This window comes from Corynebacterium singulare, assembly GCF_000833575.1.
GTDB classification, from domain to species: Bacteria; Actinomycetota; Actinomycetes; order Mycobacteriales; family Mycobacteriaceae; genus Corynebacterium; species Corynebacterium singulare.
The window spans coordinates 271,695-294,647 of record NZ_CP010827.1 but is presented as its reverse complement, the minus strand read 5'-3'; the positions used below and the strand labels follow the sequence as shown (position 1 = coordinate 294,647).

Annotated in this window: 20 protein-coding genes and 1 tRNA gene; 10 read left to right on the top strand and 11 right to left on the bottom strand. The window is 60.6% G+C overall.

The genetic code is table 11. The annotated features are described in order from the left end of the window. Nucleotides 1-32 precede the first annotated feature (32 nt). Nucleotides 33-794, bottom strand: coding sequence for a glucosamine-6-phosphate deaminase (gene nagB, locus CSING_RS01345; protein ID WP_042529033.1), 762 nt, complete (start codon nucleotides 792-794; stop codon nucleotides 33-35). A 12-nt stretch (nucleotides 795-806) separates the two neighbouring features. Further along, on the bottom strand, nucleotides 807-1,970 hold the full coding sequence (locus CSING_RS01340) for an N-acetylglucosamine-6-phosphate deacetylase (RefSeq protein WP_042529031.1): 1,164 nt from the start codon (nucleotides 1,968-1,970) through the stop codon (nucleotides 807-809). A 196-nt stretch (nucleotides 1,971-2,166) separates the two neighbouring features. Here CSING_RS01340 and CSING_RS01335 point away from each other — a divergent pair, with 196 nt between their 5' ends. From CSING_RS01335 to CSING_RS01320, 4 genes are read left to right on the top strand one after another with little or no spacing between them, the layout of a single operon-like run. Next, nucleotides 2,167-3,066 (top strand): ABC transporter ATP-binding protein, encoded by a 900-nt coding sequence (locus tag CSING_RS01335; RefSeq protein WP_042529029.1) that lies wholly within the window; start codon nucleotides 2,167-2,169, stop codon nucleotides 3,064-3,066. Nucleotides 3,067-3,090: 24 nt separating this feature from the next. Then, nucleotides 3,091-3,933 carry an ABC transporter permease gene (locus CSING_RS01330; RefSeq protein ID WP_042529028.1) on the top strand — a complete coding sequence of 281 codons (843 nt, stop codon included), beginning with the start codon at nucleotides 3,091-3,093 and terminating at the stop codon, nucleotides 3,931-3,933. 27 nt (nucleotides 3,934-3,960) lie between these two features. Further along, the gene (locus CSING_RS01325) at nucleotides 3,961-5,136 is read left to right on the top strand and encodes a sensor histidine kinase (protein WP_084226134.1); all 1,176 of its coding nucleotides are present in this window, start codon (nucleotides 3,961-3,963) and stop codon (nucleotides 5,134-5,136) included. Next, nucleotides 5,133-5,750, top strand: a complete 618-nt coding sequence (locus CSING_RS01320) for a response regulator transcription factor (protein WP_042529026.1) — start codon at nucleotides 5,133-5,135, stop codon at nucleotides 5,748-5,750. The genes CSING_RS01325 and CSING_RS01320 overlap by 4 nt, the downstream gene beginning before the upstream one ends. A 20-nt stretch (nucleotides 5,751-5,770) precedes the next feature. On the opposite strand, the gene CSING_RS01315 is transcribed toward CSING_RS01320, so the two are convergent. Then, a complete protein-coding gene (locus tag CSING_RS01315) occupies nucleotides 5,771-6,649 on the bottom strand; it encodes a poly(ethylene terephthalate) hydrolase family protein (RefSeq protein ID WP_042529024.1) in 879 nt (292 codons plus the stop codon). A 568-nt stretch (nucleotides 6,650-7,217) separates the two neighbouring features. Between CSING_RS01315 and CSING_RS01310 the strand changes: the two genes are divergently transcribed. Beyond that, complete coding sequence (locus CSING_RS01310; protein WP_236684001.1) at nucleotides 7,218-8,366, top strand: MFS transporter; 1,149 nt, start codon at nucleotides 7,218-7,220, stop codon at nucleotides 8,364-8,366. Between the two features lie 217 nt (nucleotides 8,367-8,583). Next, entirely contained in the window at nucleotides 8,584-9,693 is a 1,110-nt protein-coding gene (locus tag CSING_RS13500; RefSeq protein WP_144403094.1) for a hypothetical protein, read from the top strand. A 306-nt stretch (nucleotides 9,694-9,999) separates the two neighbouring features. Here CSING_RS13500 and CSING_RS01305 read toward each other — a convergent pair. Further along, nucleotides 10,000-10,075: transfer RNA gene (locus CSING_RS01305), tRNA-Thr, on the bottom strand. A gap of 102 nt (nucleotides 10,076-10,177) precedes the next feature. After that, entirely contained in the window at nucleotides 10,178-11,425 is a 1,248-nt protein-coding gene (locus CSING_RS01300) for a DNA polymerase III subunit delta' (RefSeq protein ID WP_084226133.1), read from the bottom strand. Here CSING_RS01300 and CSING_RS01295 point away from each other — a divergent pair. Next, the gene (locus tag CSING_RS01295) at nucleotides 11,424-12,956 is read left to right on the top strand and encodes an adenylate/guanylate cyclase domain-containing protein (RefSeq protein ID WP_042529021.1); all 1,533 of its coding nucleotides are present in this window, start codon (nucleotides 11,424-11,426) and stop codon (nucleotides 12,954-12,956) included. The two genes, CSING_RS01300 and CSING_RS01295, sit on opposite strands and share 2 nt — an antisense overlap. Before the next feature lie 33 nt (nucleotides 12,957-12,989). Next, entirely contained in the window at nucleotides 12,990-14,342 is a 1,353-nt protein-coding gene (locus CSING_RS01290; protein ID WP_042529019.1) for a DUF418 domain-containing protein, read from the top strand. A 538-nt stretch (nucleotides 14,343-14,880) separates the two neighbouring features. Here the strand turns inward: CSING_RS01290 and topA are convergent. After that, nucleotides 14,881-17,811: a type I DNA topoisomerase gene (gene topA, locus CSING_RS01285; RefSeq protein WP_042529016.1), complete on the bottom strand. Its 2,931-nt coding sequence runs from the start codon at nucleotides 17,809-17,811 to the stop codon at nucleotides 14,881-14,883. A 164-nt stretch (nucleotides 17,812-17,975) separates the two neighbouring features. On the opposite strand from topA, the gene CSING_RS01280 reads away from it, so the two are divergent. After that, entirely contained in the window at nucleotides 17,976-18,605 is a 630-nt protein-coding gene (locus CSING_RS01280) for a DedA family protein (protein WP_042529015.1), read from the top strand. Here the strand turns inward: CSING_RS01280 and CSING_RS01275 are convergent. After that, the gene (locus CSING_RS01275; protein WP_042529013.1) at nucleotides 18,602-18,805 is read right to left on the bottom strand and encodes a cold-shock protein; all 204 of its coding nucleotides are present in this window, start codon (nucleotides 18,803-18,805) and stop codon (nucleotides 18,602-18,604) included. The two genes, CSING_RS01280 and CSING_RS01275, sit on opposite strands and share 4 nt — an antisense overlap. Before the next feature lie 106 nt (nucleotides 18,806-18,911). Here CSING_RS01275 and CSING_RS01270 point away from each other — a divergent pair, with 106 nt between their 5' ends. Continuing rightward, nucleotides 18,912-21,254, top strand: a complete 2,343-nt coding sequence (locus tag CSING_RS01270) for a DEAD/DEAH box helicase (protein ID WP_201773977.1) — start codon at nucleotides 18,912-18,914, stop codon at nucleotides 21,252-21,254. On the opposite strand, the gene CSING_RS01265 is transcribed toward CSING_RS01270, so the two are convergent. The 4 genes from CSING_RS01265 to CSING_RS01250 all read right to left on the bottom strand — a co-directional run bounded on the left by CSING_RS01265 (nucleotide 21,251) and on the right by CSING_RS01250 (nucleotide 22,929). After that, entirely contained in the window at nucleotides 21,251-21,868 is a 618-nt protein-coding gene (locus CSING_RS01265) for a hypothetical protein (protein WP_042529009.1), read from the bottom strand. The genes CSING_RS01270 and CSING_RS01265 overlap by 4 nt on opposite strands. A gap of 208 nt (nucleotides 21,869-22,076) precedes the next feature. Continuing rightward, complete coding sequence (locus CSING_RS01260; RefSeq protein WP_084226132.1) at nucleotides 22,077-22,421, bottom strand: Rv3654c family TadE-like protein; 345 nt, start codon at nucleotides 22,419-22,421, stop codon at nucleotides 22,077-22,079. Next, entirely contained in the window at nucleotides 22,418-22,741 is a 324-nt protein-coding gene (locus tag CSING_RS01255) for a hypothetical protein (RefSeq protein ID WP_042529006.1), read from the bottom strand. The genes CSING_RS01260 and CSING_RS01255 overlap by 4 nt, the downstream gene beginning before the upstream one ends. Next, nucleotides 22,741-22,929 (bottom strand): DUF4244 domain-containing protein, encoded by a 189-nt coding sequence (locus tag CSING_RS01250; protein ID WP_042529004.1) that lies wholly within the window; start codon nucleotides 22,927-22,929, stop codon nucleotides 22,741-22,743. The genes CSING_RS01255 and CSING_RS01250 overlap by 1 nt, the downstream gene beginning before the upstream one ends. Between the last annotated feature and the right edge of the window lie 24 nt (nucleotides 22,930-22,953).

Sequence of the window (22,953 nt, the reverse complement as noted above, 5' to 3'; positions counted from 1 at the left end):
TTAGAAAAGTGGGATTAGAAAATGAAGTTTCGCTACAGACGGTTCTGATCCGCATAGAGGTAGTACTCGCGGTCCTCCAAGCGGGAGGCCGCAGCTTCATCAAGGATGACCGTCGCGTGCGGGTGCATCTGCAGAATCGACGCCGGGCAATGCGCAGAGAGGGGTCCCTCCGCCATAGCCTGGACGGCGCTGGCTTTATTGCTGCCGGTGGCGAGCAGGAGGAGATGGCGGGCCTCACTAATCGTGCCCAAACCTTGGGTCAGCGCGAAACGCGGAACCTCTTCCTTTGTGTCGAAGAAGCGTGCGTTATCGTGCACGGTCTGCGGGTGCAACGTAATGACCCGGGTACGCGACTGCAGGGAGCTTGAAGGCTCGTTAAAGCCAATATGGCCGTTAGCACCGATGCCGAGCAGCTGCATATCCACACCGCCGGCATCGCGGATGGCCTTGTCATAGGTAGCTGCTGCGGTAGCCGGGTCAGCAGCAGTACCCGTTGGGCTCTTTACCAACTCGTCCCGAAAATCGACATGGCTAGTGAATTCGCGGCGGATAGTGGAGTAATAGGACTGCTCGTGCTCGGGGTTGAGACCTAAGTATTCATCAAGAAGAAAGGCTCGGCTACGCGCGAAGCTGACCTCGTCGCGCTTATAGCGGGCGATGAGCTCCTGATACAGAGCAACCGGGGTCGAGCCCGTAGCCAGTCCCAGGGTTGCCCCGGCATTGGCATAGTGCTGGACAATATCGGCGGCTTCCGCGGCCACCTCCGCTGGTGTGGAGCGAATGAGTAGATCCATGAGTGTCCCTTCTTAAACGTCGAAATCAGTGCCGCCAACGATGACGCGCACAGGTTCCAACTCGGCGTTAAGACCCACCAGGTTGGCGCGCGCGCCCACCCTTAGTCGGCCCAGGTCCTTGTCCCCCAACACATCAGCGGCCGTGGTGGAGGTAAACCGCACAGCCTCGCCCAGGCTGTGGCGGGCGGCGAAACGCGCGAACTGCTCAGCCAAGGTAGAGGTGCCACCAGCGATGGCGCCACTGTCGACGCGTGCGACTCCCCCACTCACCGTCACCGGCAGGGAGCCTAGTTCATAAGCGCCATCGGCCATGCCGGCCGCCGCCATGGCATCGGTCACGGCGAAGGCGCGGGGGTTATGGGCCATGTCGACGGTGCCGTCGACAAGATGCACGCCATCGGCGATGAGCTCGACGGACGCGTCTCCGGCCTTCGCCGCGGTAAGCAGGGCGGCTACCGTTCCCGGTGCGCGGTGGTGGACGGCGGGCATGGCGTTAAACAGGTGCGTGCCGGTCACGGTCACTCCCAGCTCCTTGGCTTTTGCAACAACCGCGAGCGTGGTGTCATAGTCGGCCTCCGTGTGGCCCAGGCTGGCGATGATGTTGTGCTCCGCGCACACCGCGAGTAGTTCCTCAGCGTTCGCTGTCTCCGGGGCAAAGGTGATGGAGCGCAGGTAGCCACCGGCAGCCTCAATCACCGCGCGGAAGAAATCCGGTTCACCAGGCACGATGCGGGAGGGATCCTGCGCACCGCACTTGGCCGCAGCGATAAACGGGCCCTCCATGTGGATGCCCGCGATCTCGCCTTCATTGGCCAGCTGGGCCAAAAGCTCCGCCCGGGCGCACAGCTCGGCTTGCGTGCCGGAGACCAAACTGGCCAGCAGAGTCGTCGTGCCGTGCGCGCGGTGGAAACGCGCTGCGGCCAGGCACTGCTCGTAGTCCCCGTTGGGGAATCCCCCGCCGTTGCCGCCGTGGTTGTGCAGGTCCACGAAGCCGGGTACCCACAGCAACACCTCTGGGTCGCCGGCGCGCCATAATTGGTGAGCCGAGGCGACGTCCTCCAGCGTGGCCCCCTCAATGCGCTCCCTGAACGTGATGCTCCCGGCGCGCAGCTCGAAGTTCCCATCGATGTAGAGGCCCTCGACGTGACCTTGAATCCCTCTTCCCTCTGGCTGCATAATTCATCCACTTCTTTGCGTCTGGGCAGACACGTCACCCGCTCGGTTGATAACTATGTTGCAATTTATCAGGATGCGTCTCGCTTGTGAACTGTGACGCCTTCTGAGACGCGTGTGAACACCGATGACTTTTGTCATGTGAATCGCTGACATACGCCTCTACCGGCAGGCATTGCCCACCGGAAAGGTTGAAGCTATGAACACAGCAGAATCAGCCATCGAAATACACGACCTCTACCGGAAGTACGGCGACTTCACCGCGGTGAACGGGATAAGCCTGTGCGTTGCACGCGGAGAAACCTTCGGGCTTTTGGGCACGAATGGCGCGGGCAAGACCTCCACGCTGGAAGTTATGGAGGGTCTTGCCGCACCATCGGCCGGTACCGTGCGCGTGCTGGGACACAACCCCGTGACCGAGCGCGCCACGGTGCGCCCCCACACCGGCATCATGCTGCAGTCGGGCGGGCTGCCGCAGGCGCTCACCGTACAGGAAACGCTCACGATGTGGGCGGGGACGTGCTCAGCGCCTGCACCGAGTAACGCTGTGCTTGGCGACGTCCACCTAGACCACCGCCGCGACGTCACCGTCGGGGCCTTATCCGGTGGCGAAAAGAGGCGGCTGGATCTTGCCTGCGCACTGGTGGGTAACCCGCAGATCCTCTTCCTTGACGAGCCCACTACTGGCCTGGATCCGGAGTCGCGACGCCACGTATGGGACCTGCTGCGCCGCCTCAAAGCTGCGGGCGTGACCATCGTTCTGACCACGCACTACTTGGAAGAGGCGGAAGAACTCTGCGATCGCATCGCGATTATGCACCAGGGCCGTATCAACGTGGAAGGCACCATGTCAGAGCTGGCATCGATTGCCGCCTCCGAGATTACGTTCTCACCGTCTCCTCCATCGGCACCGCTTCCCCAGCTTTCCGGCACCACCATTCACCGCGCTGATGGCACGGTCACTATCACCACCTCGAACCTGCAGAAGGACACGCAGGCAGTGCTGACGTGGGCGCACGACCACGGCGTCACGCTGAATAACTTCACCGCGCGGCCGGCCCGCCTCGAGCAGGTATTCCACTCCATTGCCAATAGTTAACTCCCCCCGAAAAGGAAGAACTCAATGACATCTGCGACATCCTCACAGACTGCACACCCCACAGCGCACTCGAATACTACGGCTCCTAGAGCGGCCTCACTACGCCGACTGCGCGCCTTAAGCCGCGCCGAAATGCGGCAGTTCACCCGGAACCCACTGCTCGTCATCATGGCGTTGCTCTTCCCGGTGGCCCTGCCTCTCTTCGTGTGGATCGTCGGTGATCAATCCGTAGGCTCCACTGATTCAGCATCGGAGATTTTCGTTCTTCTGGCACTGGGCTTCGGCATCTTCTATCCGGCGCTGTCTATGACGGTGACCCGACGCGACGAGGAGGTGCTCAAACGTCTGCGCACCGGCGAAGCCCGCGACTGGGAGATTCTCACCGCCATTGCTCTTCCACTTGCCGCGACCATGCTGCTGCTGTCCGTTCTCATGGTGGCAGGGCTGTCCACCTTGTCCATGTTCCTGCCTTTAGACCCACCCGTTGCGCACGTGTGGCCTGTCAACGCGCTGCTCATGGCGCTGGCGATGGTGCTTGGAATAGTCTGTTCCCATGCGCTAGCGATGCTGACCAGCAGCTTTACGGCCAATGCCGAGAATGCTCAGATCACCTCGATGCCGGTGCTGATGCTCCTCATGTTTTCGCAGGCCTCTCTACGTAACGCACTGCCCGACGCACTTGGCCAGGTCCTCGACGCCACACCTTTTGCCCTAGCGGTCGACATTGTGCGCGCTGGCTGGATTGGGGACGGCTCCTTCGCCTCCGTCTTCGCAGACTCATCCACTGACCTGATTAAGCTCGCCGCATGGACGGTGGCCTTGGTATGGGCGGCGCACAAATACATGCGCTGGGGTACTCACCGCTGAGAGCGCTCATTACACTGGGACACCACGATGGCACCTGCGATCCCTACTCATAACCGCACTGCCCGCCTTGGCTGGCGGAGAATGGAGCCTTCCTCCAAGTTCTTGGCGGTCAACAGGTGGTCACTCATCGGCCTGCCCTGGTTCGCTGCGCTCGCCCTCATCTCACTATTTCTCTCCCGGGCAGGGCTCGGCGTCGACGCGCTGTGGATGGCGGCAGCTGTCACTGTGGTCTCCTGTGCCGCCGGTTCCGCTGCCCTGCACACAAACCGACAGCTTCGCCTCACTCCGCATCCCCACGGTTCTTGGTGGATGGCATGGGGGCTTATCGGTCACGGTAGCGCGCTGGCTGCATGTGCCCTCGCACTAGGTATCGGACCACAGTCATGGGAAACAGTCACACTGCTGGCCACCGGAATACTCTATTCCACCCTGCTCACCGCCTTTTTACCTTTCCTCCCTCACGGCTTCTTGCTCACGGTGGCCTCTCTCGTTGTCACCGCCGGGGCAGCATCAGCACTTCTCTCCTTAGGCACCGCTGGGTACGTGCTCACGTACGGGGTGCTGTTTTCCGGAGCGGTATTCTTCACCATGTGGTTTTCGCGCGCCATGATTGAAACCGAGCGTTCGCGTCGCCTGGAATCACAGTTGTCAGCCGCCGAAGAAAGGCTTCGGCTCTCCCAGGACCTGCACGACACTATGGGCCAGCATCTCGCTGCGCTGACCATCAAGACGCAGCTCGCCCAAGCGCTCGCCGCGCGTGACGATCCCCGCGTGCATGAGGAACTCGCGCAGCTGTATCAGCTCACCCAGACCGCTGCCTCCGATATGCGCCAGGTGGTCAACACCTACCGCACACCGGACCTCGGAGCCGAGCTGACCAGCGCACAGGCTGTCCTCATTGCCGCAGGCGCGGACGTCACCGTCCAGGGCTCCAGCGAGGACATCCCGCCTGAGCTGCGTGATACCGCCGCGTGGTTTCTCCGCGAGGCCGCCACAAACATTCTGCGTCACTCCCAGGCCACACGGGTCAGCATCGCTTTGGGCCCCACGGGGGTGACTGTGTCCAACAACCAACCGCAATCCTCCGCCCAGCCGGGCACGGGCCTGGAGGGCCTGCGCCGCCGCGCAGCCGCACACGGCGGATACCTCGTTGTGGAACAGACCTCGGCGACCTTCACGGTCTCACTTAAGGTGGATGCATGATCACGGTTGCTTTGCTGGATGATGAAACTCTCGTTGCCAACTCTCTCGCCACACTGATTGGCCTCGAAGAGGACATTGATGTCGTCCACGTTGCCTACTCCGCAGCAGAGTTTCTGACGTGGTGGAATAATGCCGCCGCGCTTCCCGACGTCGTCGTGACCGACCTCCAACTCAGCCACACACGCGACAACGATGATGGACTCGACGGCATTGCTGTGGCAGAGCACATCGCCGCCCGCGTGGTTGTCGTCACCAGCCACGCACGCCCCGCCGTGGTCAAACGCGCCCTCGCAGCCGGGGTCCTGGGAATTCTGCCAAAGACCGCCTCCGCAGAAGACTTCGCCGCCGCCATTCGCGCAGCGCACGCGGGAAAGCGTCACGTGGACCACGACCTGGCGGCCGCAACCATCGCCGCCGGGGACTCACCGCTCACCGAGCGCGAAGCAGAAGTCCTAGCCTTGGCCGGGCGTGGTCGCTCCATCGAGGCCATCGCGGAAGCTGCCCATCTTGCCCCAGGCACAACCCGCAATTACATTTCCTCTGCCATGACAAAGACCGGAGCGGAAAATCGCTTCGAGGCCTATACCATCGCCAATGAGCGAGGCTGGCTGTAACCTCTTGCGGATGCTGCGAGTTACCAGCCGCGGGTATCCACTCGGTCCCAGAGCTCGTTGCTCGCCAGCTCACCAGGGCTCGCTGGTGAAGTGCCAACGAACACGTTTCTCGCGTCAGGATCATCAGCAAGAATGTAGCGGAACCACGCGGTGGCATAGCCGTCCCCGAACTCTAGAACGTCCTTGTGATCCGCACCTAGGCGGCGGGCAATGACTGCCGGACCACCAGCTGATTCATAGTTCTCCTGCAGGTCTTCCCACGGGCTAACAAACCAGCGGTCTGAACGGCCATCACTCGTCATCAGGAAAAGCGGTTCCTCTACGTCGGCGCTGGTGTAGTCCCAGTCATTGGACTGTGCCACTTTGTGGGAGGCCGGGCTCGCCGCATACACAGCTGCTACCTCCACTTGTGCCGCAGCGTTGATGGCACCTGCACCGCCTTGTGAGTGTCCGAAAATACCGACCCGTGATCGGTCCACACGAGAATCCAGTTCCGGTAATCGCTCGAGTAAGTGCACGACATTCTCCCCTGTTCCGGTGTGGGGAGTCTCATCGCCGACAACCACGAACCCCCAACTAGCCAAGTGCTCCGCCACGGGTAGGTAGCTGCTCAACGGCGTGTTCGTGCCGTTAGCCATGACCACCGCCGGAAACGGTCCCGCGCCCGTCGGTGCCGCAACGGTCACGTCACCGTCACGCCGCACGTCGACCTCGTGCGGCCCCTCGTCCGCGAACGACGTTTCCAGCGGGCCACCCGTCTCAGCGCTGTATCCGGCAGTCACGCCGTCATCACCGGTCACGCTGTCTGCATCGACCCACTGCATGAAACCCACAAACCCGACAAACGCCACCACAATCACGGCCATCACGGCAATCATGCCAATCACAAACCTTTTCATGCTCTACATTGTGATGTTCACAAGAGCGAAAGCGAAAGGCACTAGCGCTAGCACTACTTTTTCCTGTACCCAGTGCACTACCTGTCTCCGCCTGAAGGAAACAGGTTGGTCTAGCGGTTTACCAAAATGATGCCGCAATTCGTTAGACAGATCACTTCCTACCCCAGCTACCCCTTGTAATGTGAGGTGCACATCATTTCCGCACCCTATATAATCACCATCACACCTGGGGGTTGTCATGTGCATAGTTGAAACACCTCCCGAAATAGTGGCGGTGGGAGGTTCGCCTCCGTCCAGAGTTCAAGGCCGGGAAGCAGTTGCCGAAGGCAAAGTTTCAATCCGACTCTCCGACACTGAACCCTTGGATAAGAGCCTTCATCAGCTCGAGGCGTCCGACGCTCGACATCCTAGTGTTTTCAACTCAATGAAAGTGCACCAAGACGATATTTCAATTGAACATTGGAGAAAGCCAGGCTAAATGCATCCCCCTAGAAATGGTGGTGGCGAAGGGTTTTTATCTATCTACGCCTTGACCGCCACATATTTTTTGTTGTCAGCGTGCGGGTCAATGACCAGCCTCTCAATTTCACTTCACTTCGCCGAGCTGAACAAGGGCGAACTGTTGGTAGCAAGCATCTTCATCTCTGGTATTTGCGCTCAAGTTTTTGCAGTCCCCTTGCTGACCCCACTCTTCAACAAATTCAACAGCTACCAGATTGCGTTTGCTGCACTCTTCTTAGATCTTCTGGGCCTGTTATCGATGGCGGCCTATCCAGAACCATTGGTCCTCATTCTTGGAAACCTCTTCACCGCATGCTTAAGCGGCCTGTCAATTCCATCCATTTTCGTCATCGCTGACTCTCAGGTCAGCGAAGGACAGCAGGCGAAAGCCTTCTCCCTCTTGGATACAGCCCGCCTTGGCGGCGGATTCCTTGGACCGCCTCTAGGCGGATTACTACTGGACCAAAGAAACCTGCAGACAGCGCTCTTCGTTGAAGCTTGCGCCGTTGGGCTCTCACTGATGGCTTTTTATAGCTTTTATAAATCCCCACCCGAGAAAGCACTACTTCATCCAGAAACCCAAGAATCTTCACCGAGTTTTCTCCAAAAGGTCCTCGAAGCTCCTTCTCTTTTACTGAAGGATAGGAGTGCTCGGTCCGCGTTAACCAGCATTTGGGGAGCAATTATCTGCACCTCAATTTTCAACGTTTCGCTTGTCTTCTATGCGATAAAGACGCTCCACGTGAGCGGTACGTTATATGCCATCATTGCCCAAGCATTTATCGTGGGCCGCATCTTTGGCGCACGACTTTCAGCTCGCCTTCACTCACAAAACGCCGAGAAGGTCCTGACCGGGGCAGGCTTCGCTATGGGATGCTTCATAGCTTTACCTGGATTATTTCCCTCACTTTGGCTCTGCATTCCATGCTTCCTCCTTGGTGGAGTCTGTAATGCCGCTCAGGTGGCCGCACTACGAATAGTCGTTGTCGGATCCGTACGCGATGAAGTGAAACCCAAAGCCCTTTCTACGATGGGTTCAATTAACAGCTCCGCAATGCTTATCGGATACATCATCGGGGCACCTGTTGTAAGTGCCATCGGCCCAGCTGCAGCACTTGTCGTATCCGGGCTTGGCACCTCTATCCTCACTGCAGGCCCAACCCTGAAAGCCACGGTGCACGGTACCTTTAAGAACCAAGAGAACGACCCTCAATAGCAGCCGATTCTGCAGCAAATCTACTTCGCCAGTCGCCTTAGCTTTTGGCCACACTGTAGCAAGAGCAACCGGCCCATCACGGAACGAAACTTCCCCCATCCTGCAACGGTAAAGTTGAGACTATTTAGCCCACCTGCCCCACCAATCAACTGGAGCTATTCTCATGGCCCACTTTTCTGCTCACATTTTCTAGATCTACTATCGGGGGATTCCTGAGATGTTTTTAAATTTTCTACGAACCCCTGCAACTGCGATAAGGGTCAACGTTCTTGTCGATGCGTTCGTCACTTCTTTTTTAGCGGCATCCGTCGGCTACCTAACTGTCCAATCTGGCATCAACAGTGAAGATGCATTGCATGCAGTAAGCATTGGTATCGTAATTGGAACAGTGTTTTCCCTTCCGCTCGCACGAATCGGAGACGTCGTCGGCGAAACTACTGCGCTCACTATCGTTCAGATTTTGCAGGTACTTGCTTACGTTGCTCTTGGCGTAGTGCCTGAGTCGATTTGGTTGCTTGGAGCCTTAATCGGGGTCTTTATGCTTGGGCGGTTCGTTTCTCCATTGAGAGGCGCCCTTCCTCCCCGCTTTTTGCGAAAAGAAGAGTTAATAGGCTTCAAAGTTTCGCTGCGAACTGCAACATTAAATGTGGTGCTCTTCGGGACTGCCGCGGTGCCTTGTGTCCTTTATCTAGATATTTCGATTCGAGCTGCAGCTTCATGGATTGGGGTTCTTGGGTATTTAGCATGCAGCCTCTCAACTCAAGAGCTTCACAAAAGACGGACAACCTGGGTCGAGAGGCGAAAGTCCATAGGCTTTCGGATTTCCCTGGGAACGGAGGTATGGACGTCTTGGTTCAAAGTTGTTGTAACCTGCGCAGTTATCGCAACTGGTTCGACCCTAATCCCGTACATACTGGCAGCTAAAGGTAGCGCATTTAGTTGGCTATTACCCCTCTCTTTACTTATTGAAATTGCAATTAACTATGCAATTCAAAAGAATCCTCGTTTCAGCAAAGGGCAGAGCCCTTCGACCTTAATGTTGTTGATTTCAGCTAGTACATTAGGAGTTTGTGGTGGAGCCCTCCTTATTGGCAGTACATTTTTAGAGCTCTCGACCATTGCTTTATCGATCATTTTGATTGGTGTTTTTTGTTTGAATCACACGGCTCAAACCTTGGCAACAATAATGGCCTGGCAACTGCAATATGAAAAAGGAGATGACAAAGATCGGTCGTATATAGTTGCCATCTTTTCTATGGCTTCGTCGTTAGGCGTTGGCCTTGCAAATTTTATTGGTGCATCAATCTATGGCGGGTTGAGCCTGTAGCAGTAAATTCTGAGCAAGTCCAAAAATATCCTCACCCAAGATTCCAAGGGGTGGTATTGATACTGGAAGACCGTTGAGTCACCTCTGCTTAGAACGACTACATCGTCGTGGTCTAGTGGCGAAGTTGTAGCAGTTTGGCGGCATTCGTGAGATGCACCCTCAACGACTCGATTTTCGTTAATTCTCTCTAACCCACGGGATTAGGCCCACCGGCGGCATGACCTGTTCTTTAGACAGGAAGCTGAGCGCGCCAACAAGAAATGACTAACCCCCGGCCACGCATGAGTGAGTGGCCGGGGGTTTAGATGGAGCCGCCTGCGAGAATCGAACTCGCGACCTTCTCATTACGAGTGAGATGCTCTACCGACTGAGCTAAGGCGGCACGGCACAACATGTTTATGCACCGCGTGAGAGTTTAGCTTAGCTCACGGCTAAGAAAGAAATCGGGCTACTTACTGCGCCGCACGCGCAGCACACGTGCTGGTTAGCGCGCACCGCAGGCTAGGCGCAGGCGGCCCACCATGCCGTCGAAAGCCACCTGCGGGGTGACATTCTGCGGCAGCTGCTCGCGGCAGGTGCGGATAGCGGATTGGGCGGCCAGCAGGCCGTCCTCGCTCACCCGCTGGGAAAGTTCACCGGCCAGGCCCGCGAAGTCTGGGTGGGTCATCTCCACCTCAGCACCAACCTTGAGCATGAGCGCATCGCGGTAAATACCGGCGAGATCCACCAAGGCGATATCGAGGCCGTCGGCGATGCGTCGCTTAGCGCGCTTCTTATGGAGTTCCTCCAGGTCTTTCAGGGCACTGCGGGCGTCGCGCTGCGCCTTGCTTGCTCCCTTGCCCTTGGCACCGATGCCGAAGGACTGCTCAATCTTGGAGCGCTCCGCCTCCTCAGCTTCCGCATGGGAGTCCTTGGCGTCCTTCTCAATGAACTTCAGCAGCGCAGTGACAGACTGAAAGGCGACGGAACCGTGGAAGACATCCTCGGCCAGGTTGATGGCCATGGCGCGGCGCTTTTGTGCGGCCGGATCCTGCACAAGGTGCCGCGCGCGGCCCACATGCCGCAAGGTGGTCACGGCAGCCAGGCGGGCATCATCTTCACTAGCCCCCTCGGCGACGAGCTGCTTGACGACGCCCTCCACGCTCGGCGCCGGGATATAAAGGTGGCGGCAGCGCGAGCGCAGCGTCACCGAGAAATCCTCCGGATCCTCCGAGGGCGCCACCATGATGATGACGGTGCGCTCCGGCGGCTCCTCCACGGTCTTAAGCAACGCATTGGCAGCCTCGTTGCGCAGGCGGTCGGCTTTGTTAAAGATGACCACGCGCCACGGCGCCACACTGGGCAGGCTTGCCGCGCGCCCGATAACCTCACGGGCCTCGCCCACGGTAATGAACTGTTCCTTCGGGTCCACGTAGACCAAGTCTGTGTGCTCATGACTACCAAGAACACTCTGGCAGGACGGGCAGCGCCCGCAGCCGGGATCGCCATTCTCATCGGCCGAAGTGCACATGAGGGCGGCGGCAAAGCACTGCGCGGCCAGGGAACGGCCAGCCCCGGGAGGTCCGGTGAACAACCAGGAATGGCTCATTGCGCGCGGGTCGCCTTCGCCCCGCGCTGCGCGGGCAGCACTGAGGATGGTGCGGGCGACGGAAGGGGCGTCGGCAAGCCTTTCGGCAACGCTGGAGGTGTTCACTCGCCCTAGCCTACTGGGATAACTAGAGTTGTTAATCATGAACAGACTGATGCGTGGCGCCCGGTGGTTGTGGGGCACCCAATGGCCGATGTACGCCGCGCTTGTCTTGAGCTCCAACATCATCGGTGCCATCGCGATCATGACCTTCGTGGTCTTCTTCCTCCCCATGCCGGAGATTTCGGAGTTCATCTCCGATACACCGCACCTGTGGACTTACGGATCACTGTTCGTCCTCTTCGCCGTCATCATCGGCATTGCGGTGACACTGCGTATCTTCCGGCCGGTGTTGGACTGGCAGCGCGACCCTGACGCCCACGACCCCAACATGGTGCGCAACCTCGTTCTGCGCATCCCCATCTACCAGGCCGGGGTGGCCGCCATGGTGTGGCTGCTCGGCATCCTATTGGCCGTAGTCCTCGCCAGCCAACAGTCGGCACGCCTGGGAATCGTGGTAGGTGTGTCCTCCACGTTGGCCGGTGCGCTCGTGGTGTTGCTCACCTATCTGCAGGCCGAACGCCTTGTGCGGCCCGTAGCGGCACTGGCCGTGGCGCGGCGCTTCGAGGATTCCACGTTGGAACCGCCGATTAAATACCGCCTGATCTCCACGTGGGTGATGACCTCCGGAATCCCACTCATCGGCATCGTTTTGGTCCACGTGGGCCAGAAGATGGGGATGTTCACTAACGATACCTCCGATGTCATCCCCGCCATCATCGCTCTGAGCATTACGGCCCTGGGAACCGGACTCATCGGCACCATGTTCGCCATGATGAGCGTGGTAGACCCCATCATCGAACTGCAGGATGCCATCAACCGTGTGCGTCGTGGAGAAACGGATGTCCAGGTGGATATCTACGATGGCTCCGAGCTCGGCGTGCTGCAGGCCGGTTTTAACGAGATGATGCGTGGTCTGCGCGAGCGCCAGCGCGTGCGCGATATCTTCGGCCGCTATGTCGGTACCGAAGTGGCGCAACGCGCCCTGGAAGAACGCCCGGAACTGGGCGGTGAGGATCGCAAGGTGGCCGTGCTGTTTATCGACGTCATCGGCTCCACCACCTTTGCCGTCAACCACACCCCGGAGGAAGTCGTCGAAGAGCTCAACAAGTTCTTCGAGCACGTCGTCGAGGTGGTGCACCGCAACAAGGGCATCATTAACAAGTTCCAGGGCGATGCCGCGCTAGCCGTCTTCGGTGCCCCGCTTACCGTCTATGACGCTAACTCCATGGCACTCCAGGCCGCGCGCGAGCTGCGTCAGGAACTGCGCGGGCTGCAACTGCAGGCGGGCATCGGTGTGGCCGCGGGCCACGTGGTGGCCGGCCACATTGGTGGCGCTGACCGCTTCGAATACACCGTCATTGGTGACGCCGTCAATGAGGCCGCGCGCCTGACCGAACTGGCCAAGGATACCCCGGGCCAAGTGCTCACCAACTCCGCCACTCTGCGCGGTGCCAACGAGGCCGAGCAGGCACGCTGGACGCTCATGAAGTCCATTGAGCTGCGCGGACGCCGCCGCATGACGCAGCTTGCCCGCCCGATCCGCCCGACGCTGGCGGAGCGCGCCCTTGGATAAATAGAACATTGTGATTCTGGTAGCTTCGGGGCCATGCCCCACCAACCACATCAGCCGCCGAAGCCCCGCCTCCTCGTCCCCGACGTCGCCCGCGGCATAGCCTTGCTGGGCATCGCCCTGGCCAATGTCACCACCGGGTGGATTCTCACCAGCGGTAACGGCCCCGATGCCCACTTCGGCGGCGTCTACACGCTCGCGGACAAGATCTATGTCATCTTCGCCGCCATGTTCGTGCACGTGCGTGGCCTGCCGATGTTCTCCACGTTGCTGGGCTTCGGCGTGGGGCTTATCGCGATGAGCCTGTGGCGCCGCGGCTTCCCGCTGGGTCGCGCGCAGACCATCTTGCTGAAGCGCTACGGGTTGCTTGCCGTGTTTGGCGCCGTGCACTGTCTCTTCCTATTCATGGGAGACATCATGATGCTGTACGGTGCCATGGGCATTCTTATCTCGCTCGTGCTCACAGTGTCCGACAAAACCCTCATGCGCGTGGCCTATGTACTTCTCGGCTTCCAGCTTGTCCTCGGTATCTGCCTTGGAGCGCTTGCAGCTTTCGTTGATACCTCTACGTTCGATATGAGCTCCTCCTCCGCTGAGAGCTACTGGGAACTCCTCGGCGAGCAGGCCATCGGGGTGGGTGCCCAACTCGTCTCCATTCCTTTTACCGGTTTCACGGTTCTGCCCGTCATGCTGGTGGGCTTCGTCTGGGCGCGCCGCGGGACTCTGGCGGGCGGACACCGCCGCGAGCTGTGGATATGGACGTTGATTACCGCAGCCATCATTCTCTTCATCGGCCTGCCGTGGGGCCTTGCCGCCGCCGGGATCATTGATCCAGCCTGGGGCGGGGCTCTCAACCTGGCCAATAGCTCCATCGGCATGCTCACCGGGCCTGGCATCGTAGCGGCGGCAACGCTCGCCTTGGAGCCCCTGCAGCGCCGTGGCGCGCGCCCGTGGTACTTGTGGCCGTTGATTGCTTTGGGCAAGCGCTCCATGACCGGCTACGTGCTGCAATCGGTGTTCTTCCTAGCGCTGGTCTATCCCTTCACGCTCAACATTGGCCCGGATTACAGCGCCGCGGGTCAGGCGGCGGTGGCGGCCGGCGTGTGGCTGGCCACGCTCCTCATCGCCTGCGCGCTGGAGGCCGCAGGTCTACCCGGTCCCTTCGAGTGGGTACACCGCCGCCTGTCCTATGGCCCGACGATGCGCCCGGAATTAGGTGCGGCGCTTAAAAGCGGCCCCGGCGCGCCAACCCATCAACCAACAGCACCAGGCCTACCGTCTGGGCCGCAACCTGGCCCGCGGCCAGGACTCGGCCACGCAGGCCCGTATCCTGGCTCTTACCATCCGGGTTCAGGACCGTCAGCGCCTCAGAGGCCAGCAGAAGGTTAGCGCCGTGGCTTAGCCCCTGTGTAGCCGTGGTGGCGCGCAGGTTGGAGTCACCAGCAAGCGCGGAGAGAGCTGCAGCGGGGACGCCGGCCACAGCAGTAGCGAGTCGCTCGCCTCGGGTACGGGACAAGGCAATGCCCGCGGCCCACGCGCCGGCGCGCAAGCCCCAGCCGGTCGCGTCAGTGCGCGCACCGCGCAGTTCCCAGGTGAAGACTCCGTATTGGGCACTCACGCAGGCCACACCGAATGGCGTCGGCTCGCCGCGCTTGGCGGCTTGCCCCAGCGAGGCAGCGATAAGCCCCACGCGGGTCCCCGTTGAGCAGTCCGGGCGGCAGGCCAGCAAGGCTGGAGCAGCGGCCGTCATCGCCGTGCCAAGCGTGCGCCAGTTGAACAGACGCGACCACGCAGCGCTCTCCCCCGCGGCGAGCGCGCCAAGTGTGGGGTAATCGCGGCCGGAGAAGGCCGGTCCCACCGCGCGAAGGAGAGCCTCGGTGCCCTCCTGGGTACGGGACATCATGTCACCGAGAGCAAGCATGGCGGGTTACTTCTTCCTGGAGCCGGCCTTGACCACGTTCTTCGTGCCGGGCGAGGGTTTCTTTGCGGCCTTCTTCGTGCTCTTCTTCGTAGCCTTCTTCGTCGACTTTTTGGTCGATTTCTTGGCGGCCTTCTTCGTCGACTTCTTGGTCCCACCGTTGGCGGCTTCCTTGGCGCGGCGCTCGGAGAGGAGCTCGTTCGCGCGGGCGTCGGTAAGCTGCTCCGGATCGTCGCCACGGCGCAACGAGGCATTCGTGGTGCCGTCGGTGACGTACGGGCCAAAACGGCCATCCTTGACCGTCATCGGCTTGCCAGAGACGTCATTGTCACCCAGCTGCTTCAGCGGTGGCTGCGCGGCCGCACGGCCACGGCGCTTCGGCTCCGCGTAAATGCGGCGCGCCTCATCCAGGGTAATGGAGAAGATCTGTTCCTCATTAGCCAAGGAGCGTGAGTCCTTGCCCTTCTTCAGGTACGGGCCGTAGCGGCCGTTCTGCGCGGTGATGACCTCACCGTCAACCGGGTCGGTGCCCACCTCACGCGGCAGGCTCAGCAGCTTGAGGGCTTCCTCGAGAGTGACGCTGGCCGGCTCCATGGAGCTGAACAACGAGGCCGTGCCCGGCTTGAGCTTTTCCTCGATGTACTCGGCGATGCGCTTTTCCTTCTGCTTCGCCGCGGTCTTGGTCTCCCAGTTCTTGGCGCGCTTGCCTTCGGCGGCGCGCTCGGCGTCCTCCGCTGCGCGCTCCTGCTTGACCACCTCCTCGGCTTCGGCCTCAGCGGTCTCGCGTTCGTCGTCGCGCACCTGCTCGGTCACGTAGGGGCCGAAGCGGCCTTCCTTGGCCACGATGGTGCGGCCATTCTTCGGGTTCTGACCCAGCTCGCGCCCGCCCTGCGGGGTGGCAAAAAGCTTCTCCGCCAGGGCCTCGTTGAGCTCATCCGGAGTGACGGTTTCGGAGAGGTTGGCGCGCTGGTACTCCACCGTGCCGTCCTCGTTGGTGCCCACGGCGCGCTCGATGTAAGGCCCGTAGCGGCCCACGCGCACGAAGACATCGCGGCCTTCGGCGTCAGTGTAGAGGCGCAGGGAGTTGACCTTGCGGGCGTCGATGGCTTCCAGGTTGATGTCCACCAAGGACTTCAGGCCTCCGTGGCGAGCGATGGACGCCGCCTTCTGGTCACCTACCTCAGTGTTGCCGAAGTAGAAGTTGGTCAGCCACTCCGTGCCGTTCTCGCGGCCGGCAGCGATGGAGTCGAGCTCATCCTCCATGGAGGAGGTGAAGTCATAGTCCACGAGCTCGGTGAAGTTGTTCTCCAGCAGTCCGACGACGGCGAAGGCAACCCAAGAGGGCACCAACGCATTGCCGCGCGAGAGCACGTAGCCGCGGTCCTGGATGGTCTTGATGATGGACGCGTACGTCGACGGACGCCCAATGCCCAGGTCTTCCATCTTCTTGACCAGGCTGGCCTCGGTATAGCGCGCCGGCGGGTTGGTGGTGTGGCCGTCCGCAGTAACCGCGGACGTCGTCAGCGTGTCGCCTTCGTTGAGGTGCGGCAGGCGCGACTCTTCCTTCGAGCCCTTGGCAGCCACATCCTCATAAGCCTTGAGGAAGCCCGGGAAGGTAATGGTGCGGCCGGTGGCGGAGAAGTCCGCATCGCGGCCATCCGCAGTCACGGCGACGGTGACCTTCATCGAGGTTCCCTTGGCATCGGCCATCTGGGAGGCCACGGTGCGCTTCCAAATCAGCTCGTAGAGCTTGTATTCCTCAGCGTCGAGCTGGCCGGCCAGCTGGCCCGGAGTTGCGAAACGCTCACCAGCGGGGCGAATGGCCTCGTGGGCCTCCTGGGAGTTCTTCACCTTACGGTCATAGGTGCGCGGGCCATCGGCGACAAACTCGGCGCCAAAAATGGAGGTCGCTGCCTCGCGCGCCGCGCTCAGGCCCTGCGTGGACAGGGAGGTCGAGTCGGTACGCATATAGGTAATGTGACCGTTCTCGTAAAGACGCTGCGCAATGCGCATGGTGCGCTCCGAGGTGTAGTGCAGGCGGCGGCCGGCCTCCTGCTGCAGCGTCGAGGTCATGAACGGCGCGGCGGGTTTACGTGAGTACGGTTTGTGCTCAACGCTGGCCACGGTCATGGTGGAGCCTTCGAGTGCGCGAGCGAGGGCTTCTGCCTCTGCCTGCTTGACGACGACCACCTCGTCGCTCTTCAGCTGACCCCTATCGTCGAAATCACGGCCCGCCGCGACGCGCTTGCCGTCGAGCGCGCTCAGACGCGCATCGAAGTCCGGGGAGGACGTCAGCGTGGCGGTGAGATCCCAATACTCGGCCGGGATAAACGCCATGCGCTCGCGCTCTCGCTCGACGATGACGCGGGTAGCCACCGACTGCACGCGGCCTGCAGACAAGCGCGGCATAACCTTCTTCCACAGCACCGGGGAGACCTCGTAGCCGTAGAGTCGGTCGAGGATGCGGCGGGTCTCTTGGGCGTCGATAAGATCGGCGTCGAGCTCACGGGTGTTCTCTGCGGCCTCCAGGATTGCGGACTTGGTGATCTCATTGAAGACCATGCGGCGCACCGGCACCTTGGGTTTGAGCACCTCGAGCAGGTGCCAGGCAATGGCCTCACCCTCGCGGTCGGGGTCTGTTGCGAGGTAGAGCTGATCGCACTGCTTCAGCTTGGACTTGAGGTCCGCGACCTTCTTCTTCTTGTCCTGGCTGATGACATACAGCGGCGTGAAGTTATCCTCTGGGTTCACGCCCAGGCGTGCCCAGGATTCCTTCTTGTACTTAGCGGGGACATCGGCAGCTCCGCGGGGAAGGTCGCGGATGTGGCCGACGGAGGCCTCAACGATGTACTTATCGCCGAGGTAAGGCTGGATCTTCTTCGCCTTGGTTGCTGACTCGACGATGACCAGGGTTTTTCCCGGGCCGGAACCTTCTGCCACTTCGACTTCATCCCTTCCGATGGCTAGCCCTCTGCTGGGCAATTGCCCCTAGCGTACACAGGTAAAGGCTTACTGTAGTTATTAGGGCCACTGCGCGCCCACATGTGAGGGGTCTATACTTGCGCTCTGAGAAACCGCCCCACAGCGCGACGCAGGGAGTCAGCATGATCGCTTCTATTACCGCATGGTTCGAGGTCATCATGGCCACCCAGTGGATTTATCCACTGGTGGGTGTCCTGATTTTCCTCGATTGCTTCTTCCCCGTCCTGCCCTCCGAAATTCCCCTCAACATGGTGGGCGCGTGGTCCGGTTCGCAGGGTTTTCCCCACGTGCCCACGATGTTTTTCGTGGCCACGGTGGCCGCGATTCTGGGCGATAACTTGTGTTTCCTTCTGGGCACGCGGCTCATCACCCTTATTAATAGAGCCCAAAAAGGCACAAAGGCCTACGACGCCTTGGCATGGGTTAAGCGCAATATTCGGCGCAGTGGCGGCGCCGCCATCATCATCGCGCGCTTCATCCCGTCGGCCCGCCTCTTCATGACGATTCTGCTGGGCTCCATGCGTTATCCGTGGCCGCTGTTTTTCTTCTTCGACACCTGCGGAGTGCTGCTGTGGGTAGCCCAGGCGCTGGCCATCGGTTACCTCGGCGGCGTGGCCTTTTCTGGCTCACCGGCAATAGCCATGCTGATTTCCATCATCGCCGCAGTCATCATTGGCTTCGGCCTGCAGAAAGGCCAAAACAAGCTCATGGAGTGGTGGGATACCCGCCGCGGCTACGCGGAAACCCCCTAGACGGTTTCAACGTTGGTGGCCTGCGGGCCCTTAGGCCCTTCGCCCACCTCGAAGGAGACGCGCTGGTTGTCTGCCAACGTGCGGAACCCTGATCCCTGGATTTCGGTGTAATGCACGAAGAGGTCGCCGGAGCCGTCCTCCTGCTCAATGAAGCCGTAACCTTTTTCGGCGTTGAAGAATTTGACGGTACCGTATGCCATGATGAGTTGTCCTTTGCGGAAATAAAATGCTCAATCTGTTGCACCAGTGTGCCACGTTTTGGGCACGCGCGGCAGAACAGTGGAGGCGAGCGTGAACGAGAACCCCATGGGCGAGGAGCTCGTCGAGCACCTCGTCGAGCGCTTCGCCGAATCTGAACTGACGCATTCGACGACCCTTCCGGCCCAACCTGCCCAGTATGCGCCGTGGCCCGAGTGGGTCTTGCCGGAGCTCAAGACCGCGTTGGTGGAGCAGGGCGTGTCCCACCTTTATTCCCACCAAGTGGCGGTGGCGAACGCCGCGTGGTCCGGTCAGGACGTGGTGGTGGCCACTGGTACGAGCTCGGGAAAGTCCTTGGGCTACCGCCTGCCTATTCTCACAGCCTTGGCGCAGGACCCGACCGCCTGTGCGCTGTATATCACGCCGACGAAAGCGCTGGGGTCGGACCAGTTGCGCGCGGTTCTGGAACTCACACAGGGCATCGCCGCGCTTCACGACGTCCACCCCGCCCCCTACGACGGCGATACCCCCACCGAAGCGCGTGCCGGCATCCGTGACCACGCACGATTCATCTTCTCTAACCCGGACATGATTCATTCCTCCCTGCTCGGCGCGCATCAGCGCTGGGCACGCGTGCTGCGGCATCTGCGCTTCATCGTCATCGATGAGGCGCATGCTTATCGCGGCGTCTTCGGGGCAAACGTGGCCTTGGTTGTTCGTCGACTACTGCGGCTGTGCGCACACTATGGCTCGCAGCCGGTGATCGTTGCGGCCTCGGCCACGATGCGGGATCCTTCCGCCCACGCTCTGCGCCTAACTGGGCGTGACATGCTGGCCGTCACCGAGGACGGCGCGCCGACGGGTGCGCGGACTGTGGCTTTATGGGAACCCGGGTTCATGGAGGGAATCGAAGGCCAGAATGGTGCCCCAGTGCGCCGCGCCGCCACGACGGAAGCCGCGTGGATGATGGCCGCTCTGGTGGCTCAGGGAGCCCGAACATTGACATTCGTCCGCTCGCGGCGCGCGGCGGAAACCACGGCACTGCGAGCAGCCGAAGAGCTCTCCGGCAAACTAGGCCGCCCAGATTTCGCGCGGCGCATCGCTGCCTACCGCGCCGGTTACCTCGCCGAAGACCGCCGCGCGTTGGAGCAGGCGCTTGATGACGGCTCCCTGCTCGGCGTTGCCACCACCTCTGCATTAGAACTCGGCATCGACGTTGGTGGCCTCGACGCCGTCATCACCGCCGGATTCCCTGGCACCGTCGCCAGCTTCTGGCAGCAGGCTGGTCGTGCGGGTCGCCGTGGCCAGGGCTCGCTGGTGGTCCTCGTGGCTCGCGATGAGCCGATGGACACCTACCTTGTTCACCACCCCGAGGCTCTCTTGGGCCGGCCGGTCGAAGCCAGCGTGTTCAACCCAGCCAACCCCTATATCCTGGGCGGACACGTGTACTGCGCGGCGGTGGAAAAACCGCTCACGGATGCTGACGTTGCCGCCTTCCGTGCCGAAACCGTCGTCCACGATCTGGCCCAGCGAGGCTTCCTGCGCCGCCGCCCCCAAGGCTGGTTTGCTGCTCCCCTGCCTGCCGGATCGGCCGAACTCACCCCGGAGACCGCGCATGCAGCCGTCTCCCTGCGCGGTGGCTCCGGTGAGGAGGTCATGATTGTGGATTCCTCCGACGGCCGCCTGCTGGGCACCATTGATGCCGCCCGTGCCATAAGCCAGGTGCACCCCGGCGCGGTCTACTTGCACCGCGGCGAAAGCTACGTCATCGAGGACCTGCAGCTCAGCGACGACTCCGACCCCGGCGTGGCTCTCGCCGTGCCGAAGACCCCGGACTACACCACGCAGCCAAAGTCCACGACGGACATCCGCATCCTGCGCGAAGCCGATGAACTGGTCAACTACGCACCGGGCCTGTGGGTTGCGAGCTTGGAGGTAGAGGTAACCGACAAGGTAACCGGCTACCAGGTGAAGCTTCCCGATGGCTCCGTGGGTGAGGACATCCCTCTTGACCTTCCGGAGCAGCGCCTGGTGACCCGCGCGGTGGCCTACACCATCGATCCGCTGGCACTAGCAGCGATGGGAGTCACCGCGGGGCAAACACCGGGCACGCTACATGCAGCAGAGCATGCCGCTATTGGCTTACTGCCGCTCATTGCCACGTGTGACCGCTGGGACATCGGCGGTGTATCCACCGCACAGCATGCAGATACCGGCCTGCCCACGGTCTTTGTCTACGACGGCCACCCCGGTGGCGCCGGCTTCGCCGAGGAGGGCTTCCGCCGCTTCCCAGAGTGGATCGAGGCCACCTTCGAAGCCGTGCGCTCGTGTCCCTGCGAATCCGGCTGCCCGTCGTGCGTGCAATCCCCCAAGTGCGGCAACGGCAACAATCCGCTGGATAAGGCCGGCGCTGTGGCCCTCCTCGGCGCGCTGGTCACCATGACGTCTTAGTACAAACGAACTTCAGTAAAGTAAATGAAATTGTCATCGTGTGAAATTTCAAATCCATATTCGAAGGACCCCGTCTTCAGCACAGGAATATCATCAAAGGAATCATCGGAATATACAATGTCGAGAATCGGCCACCTCACGCTTCTCACATGGGTTCTTCCACCATCAAATTCACGAGTGAGTTCACCCGCCCATTCATCACCCACGGTGAAGGATAGCTCAGGCGTATTTTTGTGCTCTCGTGCTGCAAGATTCTCTGCCTTAACACTTGATTTACCGCCTGCTCGCTCAATGAAAGAGCGTGATTGCCGCTCCACGTCTTGAGTAACACGGTCTAGGTCGGCTTCATTGAATCCAAGCCGTTCCTTGAATGAAGGGGTGATGTCAATCTTCCTTGTTCCAACAAAAGTTCTTGTATCGGAAACAACGTTTGGTGCTGTTGACGGGGTGGTCGGCGAAGAAACATGTGAGTCATCAGGGTGCGAACCAGCCCCCTTGCTGCTTCCAGTTGTCACGCCAACGAGGGCACCGACAACAGCGATAGCTGCCAGAATCGCTCCGACTATTTGTTGCATACCGACACGGCCAAAGCCGGGGATCTCAATGCTGGGCATTGCTTAGACCTTTCGAGAGATAAGAGAACGAGAGACTCTTCAAGTATTTACTCTCCATTTGGGCCTGTCAATCACTTTAACCAGCATAAATAGTGAATTCTGTTACGGAATGCACCTCACGTGGACGTAACTCGTTGTTCCACTGGCACCTGTAGCAACGAAACCCCACGCGAGTGCATTTTCCCAACTCTAAATGCGCGGAATCCTCTTAGATTGGGCCGGCGCGGGCGATGGCACTGCGGCCGCGTATCAGCGCGGTGACTTCAACGTCGCGGTCATCAACGGCACAGGAGTCAAGGCGCGCGTTGTTTAAAGCGGCAACCTCCTCAGCTTTCGAGCAGGCGTCCCTGCCCTTGGCCAGATCCCACGCACCGGCCACGGCGGCGAGGTCCGCCGCCACCTGTGCAGTATGGCGTGCGGCAACGGCTGCACCTACTGCTGCGACCGCCAGTAACAGCGAGGTCACCGCGGCGATGATTCCGGCGGTGACGACGGTGGCATAGCCGTCCTCGCCGCCCAGAGGTTTCAAACGCCCGGGCTGACGACGCCTCACCGTCGAACCTCCTCTGCTGTGCCGGCACCCATCTCTGCGGGGAAGACCGCCTGCGCCCGCATGGTACCTAAAGGTGCAGGTACGGCAGCTTCTGCAGTAATAAGGCCGGAGCTTTCAGTGAAGGTGATGTCAACGCCATCGCGGTGATAGTCCACGCCGATGGCGGCGGATCGAGCAGCAGCGCCCGCGGCATCGATGGCAGCGAGGTGGGCAGACAGGGTTGCTATACCGCCCACGATTCCCGCGGCAACGATAACCAGAGAGGCCAACGAGAGGGCTGCTTCGATGGTGACGGAGCCGGCGTCGTCAAGCGCGCGCATTAGACCGGTGTATTGGAGAGCGCGTCAGTAATGATGGAGGTGATAGCGCTGGTGACTTGACCACCATTGACCACGGCGTAGAGCACCGCGGCAAGGGCTGCTGCGGCCAAACTTCCCATGGCGTATTCAATCGTGGACATCCCGTCCTCATTAGCCAATTGCGCCTGGATAGTGCGTGTTTTCTGCATGATTGTACCTAACTTTCGTGTGAT